The sequence below is a fragment of the Anaerolineae bacterium genome, from assembly GCA_016931895.1.
GTDB lineage: Bacteria > Chloroflexota > Anaerolineae > 4572-78 > J111 > JAFGNV01.
Window position 1 is genome coordinate 1 of record JAFGDY010000174.1, and the last position, 6347, is coordinate 6347.

Consider the following 6347-nt stretch of genomic DNA (forward strand, 5'->3'; position numbering starts at 1 on the left):
ACAAATCAATGCAGCGGAATTGGCAAGCCCGGTTTTTGATCAACCGTATTGGGGCAGCAAAGGTGCATTACGGCGGCGTAACATTGCCAACCTTGCCAATCCGCTGATTTCAAGCGTTGGGTGGCTCGTATTTGACCAGAGACGCCTTTTGCACTATGCTGGGTTGACGATATTTTAATAAGACAGGAGTTATGGCAATGAAAATTCTTAAACCTTTGTTGAATGTAATTGGCTCTTTGGTCGTATTGGTTTTGCTGACAGTGGGGTTAATTGTCTTACTGCGTTCGGTATCCAATACCTCCCCTTCAGCGCAAGAAGCGGCTACTACCGAGGCGACTGCTGAAATTACGGTGTCTCCGCCACTGACAGAGACAGATAAGGCAACAACGGCGACAGAAACGTCTATTGCTGAACCAATAACTACACTTACACCTATTGATACCTTACCTCTAATGCCAACCAAGACTGTAGAAGCAGAAATTACTCCATTACCAATGCCAATAGTTGCCAAGGAATTAGAAATTTTGAACGGAGGGTACTTTGCTCGCCTCGCATGGTCACCGGATAGCTCAAAATTATCATACACTAAATTTTCGAATGAATTTTTGGAAGTTCCTAATGGTGTTTGGGAACGCGGAGAAATTTGGATATTTGATTTAAATACTAAAAGCCAAAAATTGATTATGTCTAGTGGACAAACATCTACCTGGTCTCCTGATGGGCAAAGATTATCAATATCAATTATTAATCCTAACAAAAAGTTATATGATATTGTCGTCTACAACCTTAATACACAAGAGATAAAAGACATTGGAAGTTCATCGCGCTATTTTAATCAGTGGTTTTCAAATCAAGATTTAATCATTGCAACCGAGCAAGGGTTGAAAATGGTTAATATCTCATCTGGTAAAGCAATTGAAGTAGAATTAAATAATTCAGCAAATGGATTAAATAAAATTGCTAACTTAAATACAGAATTTGCCATCCAAGATTTACAAGGAAATTTAATCAGGATTGATATTAACAATCAACGAGCTAAAACTGCACTTACAAAAAACGTTTTTGATTGGTTAGCATTATCCTCATCAGGCCAAATGTTGGCCTATGTAACTCATGATATTCCACCAGTTTTTGGTATTCTTAATCTGCAAACCACCGAGACCCAAGTCTTATTACAGGCCGATATGAATCAGTTCACTGACCCGCGTATGTATAGTCCAGTTTGGTCGCCAGACAGTCGTTTTGTGGCCTTGTCCGTCGCAAAAACAACGGGCACAAATATACCAGTGGATATTTACCTTTTTGATTCTAGTAGTGGTTATAGATATCAAGAACCGTTAATAAAAAATGTGACTCAAAGCTCACTAATATGGGCACCAAATGGTCGGCGATTGGCGTTTATTAGAGATTCCAGTTCTGAGTTTGGTCTTAAAACATCAGTCTACGTTGTTGAATTGCGATAAACGTTTAAAAGGGTGATGTTATGATAATCTCATATCGGTGCCTGTTTATTACTTTTGTCAGTATAACAATTCTAGCTGGGATACATCTGTTTTATATACCTGATATAGTTTTGGCGCAAGGGCCAAGCTCTTTTGACAGCACTACTCTATATGTCAGACGAGTAAGTGGTGATATTTGCCAGTTAAATGATTTAACCAACCCAAATCCAGATTACTCCGGGACAATGGGGGATTTTATCAAATATAGTTTGCCATATGAGTGGCATCCTGCGTCTGGCCTTGAGGCCTATAAAACCGGTTCAGTTGCCATACGCACTTTTGTCTTAAATCCCAGAAATCATACTCAATTAGAGGTAAGTGGACAGACGTACCGGTGTGTTTCTGCCTATAAGATGCAAGGGTTTGATTGGACACCTCCAATTACCAGAACTCCTGCTTTTTTCCCTTTAGCTATTACCGCCACTAGCCAAACAAATGGCATTTATATGACACATCCCCAAGCTAAAGCAGTGGAAGATATAATCAATCCAGTATTACACAGCCAGGGTGCAATTGATGCCCAATTTCGGAAAGAGGCAGGTGTTCAGACACAGACCAGCACTGATTCCAATGATTTTCAATACTTGCAAAGTGTTCTTGACCCTATTAGCCCACCATTGACACCAACGATTGGTTTGGGGCAAAATGGTTCATCTCGTTGGGCAGTGGGGAAAACTGTATTCACAGATACTACTGCGCCGATTAATTTCCCCCAATGGTCTTCCTACCTCCAAACCCTCGTCCATTACTACACCGGTATCCAAGTCGTGCGAGATGACGGAACTGGCAACCTGACCACCCTCACCCCGGACTTTCGCTGGAACATGTTGGTGGAACAAAAACAGCCGCCCCAGCCATTGCCCGGCTCCACTTTTACCGATACGGTGGTTATTCAAAATACCGGCGTCTATAGCTGGCCGCTCAACAGCGGCTATACCCTGTCCTACTGGTGGGTAGATAGCAACAATGTGGGTGTCACTCAACCGGTCGTGGCCGCCCAGGTGGTGGACGAGGTCAGGCCGGGCAATGTGACCACCCTCACCCTGTCTATCACCACGCCGGAAACAGAGGTGTATACGCTGACCTACCGGCTTGATGGCCCGCCCGAACCCGACCAGGCCGACTGGCCTCAGCCGCACAGTGACCCAGGCAATACCCGTGCCGCCCGTCGTTCCGGGCCATTGGGGCCGGTTGAGCCGTTGTGGCAGGCCGCCGGTCCGGATAGCCTGTATGTGACCGCCGACGAAAGCCGGGTGTATTACAAAAAGGACAATATCCTTCAGGTATACCGGCTGGACAACGGTCAATATTGGTGGGGCGGCCTTACCGGCTCGAGTGACAATTTCCACGGCGCGTTGGTGGGCAACCGGCTGGTTGTGCCGGCCACGTGGGGTTTGGTGAGCGGGTATCGTCTGCAAGATGGGGTGTATTGGGCGTATCAGTATCCGTCGCTTTCTATTTTGACTCAGCCGGTGGGCCGGGATGACCACGTGTATATGGTGGGTCGTGATGGCGGTTTTGTGTTGCCGCCCAGGGATTATCTATCGCTCTATCACCTGTATAATCTTGAAAGCGGCCCCTCGGTTGGCTGGGGTGGTCTGAAACCGATTGGTGACGCTGCCAATTGGCATACCTCCTTGCCCCAAACCCCGGCCCTGGACGAGACCTATCTCTACGTGGCGCATCAAAGCCGGTACGCCGCCTCCGGCTTTGCGCCCGGGGTCACATTGTCGGTATTTAGCCGCGCAACGGGTGCGCTGGCCTGGAAAACAGACATTATCGCCAGTGCGGGCAGCGCGTGCGAACCGCTCACCCCACCGGTGCTTGGCCCGGAACAGGTTTTTGTGGGCCTCAATTGCCCTGGCCCCAAGTTGGCGGCGGTGAACCTGGCCTCACAGCAGGTGGCCTGGCTGATAGATACCGACCCCCTGCTGGCTCAACCGGCGTTGGCCTATAGCGCCGACCCGCCGCAATTGCTGGCGTCCGGCTCTGCTTATCTACGCGCCCTGTCGCCGGAGAATGGGCAGGCCCTCTGGGAATGGCAACCGCCGGCCGGCCAATCGATGCAGACCAATCCCACTGTGGCCCGCGTCTACATTTGGCTGGCGGCCGGTGTTGAAGGGCAGTGGGCGTGGCACATTTTCTCTATGCGGGGTAAACTGTTGGCGAAGTGGCCGGCGTTGCCGGGCAGCGGGCTGCCCAACCCTTACCCGGCATTGACCGACCGGGCTTTGTTGTTCACCACAGCCCCATCCGGCAGTGGGGTGAGCGCGGCTTCCGGCTCTGCGGGTTGGGCCTTGCGCACCGGCCCGGGGACGGCTGGCTGGTTTGACCAGCCGGTGGCTGCCGGTTCAGGTGGTGGGGTTGGCCCTGGCGGCATGTTTTTGCCCATTATCTTCAAGCAAGGGTAGAGGGCTTGGCTCAATGACAAAAATCGAAGCGCGGTTAGTGGTCCTGTTGTCGGTGTTGGCAATAGCTTGGGTGGTGGGACAAGATCTGCTGGAGTGTCCGGCCAATGCAGAAGGTCTGTCTCAATCGCCGCTGCCCACGCCGACGCCATATCACTTCTACAAGCAGGCGCGAACGGCATTTGAGGTGGATAAAGCGGTAGCGCAGGTAGGCGATCGGCTCACCTATACCATGGCCCTGACCACCGTTTGTCACCCGGCCAATATCTTCTTTATGCAGACGACCGTTCCTGCCAATACGGATTGGCGGGATAACCTGCAAGCTACGGCCAACGTGGGAGTCTATCTTGATCGCTATATCCTGTGGTACTGGCCCACCAATCCGCCGTATCCGACCGTGATCACCACGATCTTTGAGGTAGAAATCACCAGTTTACCGACTGGTGCAGCCATTGACAATGAAGCGCTCTTTTTCTTTTCAGAGGCAGCAGGGTCGGGGATGGGCTTGTACTGGTTTACTCGCACGGTGCAGACATTGGTTGTAACCTCCTCTACGCCCATCACTTCCCCTTCACCTACCCCCACCCCCACCTTTTTCCCTTCCCCATCGCCCACGGGTACATCTACAATTGTTGCGCCGCCGTCAGCCGGGGCCACGCCTGAGCCATCTCAATCGCCAGCGACCTCAACCCCACCGCCACAATGGCCGCAATTCTTACCGGAAACAGGGTTGTAGGGTTTTGTGTGGGGGGATATTTACAATCGGCATTGCGCTAGAACAGCCAGCTAACAACGGCTTGCAAGCGACCCCGATAGCAGCGTTTTTTTTGAGTGTAGTTTTTCGTGGGTGAGTTGGTTCTGGTAGTTTGGTTTCAGGCGGGCGCTTGAAGCCGCGGCGTTAGGCGCTTTGGAATAAGACTAATTTTAGATTGTAATTTTACTGCTATGATAAGTAAGAAGAAAAGTGAACGAGATATTTTTAACTTAGTATACGAGGAAAGTGATTGGGCGGAGATTATTAGCTCAGAACGTCCTGATTTCAAAATAAGAAATAGCAACTTTGATATTTATTTTGGGGTGGAAGTTACAGAGTTTTACTTTTCTGAGTCTAATGCACGAATTAGAAATATACCAAATTATGTTAACGAAATCATAAATCAGAATACCTATCGGCATAAAGAGGATCAAGTAACGCTAAAAGTGAATAAGATTCAAATAACATCTGCTGATGGAACGCCAAAAGGAGATGCCTTAGCTATTTTACAGGAATTGCCCCGTCCTGAACAGTATGCGAATATGGTGGCTGAGGTCATTGCCCTAAAAGATGAAAAGTTCAAAGAGTATGCACAAGATTTAACTCACATAAATCTAATTGTTCTTGATACAGAGCGCAGACTTAGAACCGTTACTGCTGATGATTTTTACAAGAATTTTGTCACATTACCGTTAAAGAATACCTTATATTCAACGAAGTTTCGAGAAGTTTTCTTAGTAACCATTTTGGAGGAAAATCGTAAAGTTTACATCCCACTCAAAATGTTATTATTATTGGCAGAATTTTTTATGTTTGGGAAAATAGTTTTAGAGTATCCTTGGGAAACTATAGCGGATTCCTCATTTGAACAGGTCAGGCAAGAGACCCGGCCAGCGAAAATCATGATGATATTTGCAAAATACCTGAAAGTAAAAACTAATGAAGTTTATTTCCATGATGAAGCAGGACAATTAGAAGTCATTTTTGGTAATAGTGGTTTAGTTTTTGATGAAGGCAAACTTGCCCTTAATGACCACAATGATTATTCGCTACCGTTTAATACCAAAAAAGTAAGGAAAAACCAGTTAACGACTTTCTTTTCTAGTTCTAAATTTCAGGAAGTAGAACGGCATATCTTTGAAGAGTACACTTTTCATACAGAGATCGCATTCGATGTAAAGGGAGATATAGAATTTTGAAACACGCCTAACAACGGCTTGCAAGCGACCCCAACAGCGGCCCATTTTTACGAGAGTCGGCTTGCGTGGGTGAGTTGTTTTTGATTGGAACGCTTCAGGCGGGCGCTTGAAGCCGAGCGTTAGTTGCTTGTTTTTTATCTCCGCTATATTCTCGCTCAAATTTTTGTTTCAAAATTTGATGGATTCGGTAAATAGGGCTAAAATACAAAGCAAATAATATATTTTGCTTTGTGAGGTCACGATGAGTGAAGGTGTAACTGTAAAGGTCAGTAATCGCTATCAAATCGCTCTACCAAGTGCCGCCCGGAAACAACTGAATATTCAGGCAGGTGATCGACTATTGGTGGATATCCAAGAAAGGCTGATTGTTCTCAGTCCACAACCGCATAATTACGTAGAATATCTAGCCGGACTTCATCAAGAAATCTGGGAAGGTGTGGACACGACTGCCTATCTTCAACAGGAGCGAGAAGCATGGCAGACC

Annotated in this window: 5 protein-coding genes; all 5 read left to right on the plus strand. The window is 47.4% G+C overall.

All coding sequences use genetic code 11. The features are described 5' to 3' along the window. The first annotated feature begins 197 nt into the window (after nt 1-197). Nucleotides 198-1463: a hypothetical protein gene (locus tag JW953_13240; protein MBN1993659.1), complete on the plus strand. Its 1266-nt coding sequence runs from the start codon at nt 198-200 to the stop codon at nt 1461-1463. Nucleotides 1464-2269: 806 nt separating this feature from the next. Continuing rightward, nucleotides 2270-3913 (plus strand): PQQ-binding-like beta-propeller repeat protein, encoded by a 1644-nt coding sequence (locus JW953_13245; protein MBN1993660.1) that lies wholly within the window; start codon nt 2270-2272, stop codon nt 3911-3913. A 13-nt stretch (nt 3914-3926) separates the two neighbouring features. Beyond that, nucleotides 3927-4646, plus strand: coding sequence for a hypothetical protein (locus tag JW953_13250; GenBank protein MBN1993661.1), 720 nt, complete (start codon nt 3927-3929; stop codon nt 4644-4646). A 209-nt stretch (nt 4647-4855) separates the two neighbouring features. After that, nucleotides 4856-5863, plus strand: coding sequence for a hypothetical protein (locus JW953_13255; GenBank protein MBN1993662.1), 1008 nt, complete (start codon nt 4856-4858; stop codon nt 5861-5863). 241 nt (nt 5864-6104) lie between these two features. Further along, nucleotides 6105-6347, plus strand: a 243-nt coding sequence (locus JW953_13260) for an AbrB/MazE/SpoVT family DNA-binding domain-containing protein (GenBank protein ID MBN1993663.1), incomplete at its 3' end; no start/stop codon positions are given.

What these genes read in the sequence shown, in the direction of transcription:
- JW953_13255 (MBN1993662.1), top strand. Translation starts at nt 4,856, where the DNA reads ATGATAAGTAAGAAGAAAAGTGAACGAGATATTTTTAACTTAGTATAC.
- JW953_13250 (MBN1993661.1), top strand. Translation starts at nt 3,927, where the DNA reads ATGACAAAAATCGAAGCGCGGTTAGTGGTCCTGTTGTCGGTGTTGGCA.
- JW953_13240 (MBN1993659.1), top strand. Translation starts at nt 198, where the DNA reads ATGAAAATTCTTAAACCTTTGTTGAATGTAATTGGCTCTTTGGTCGTA.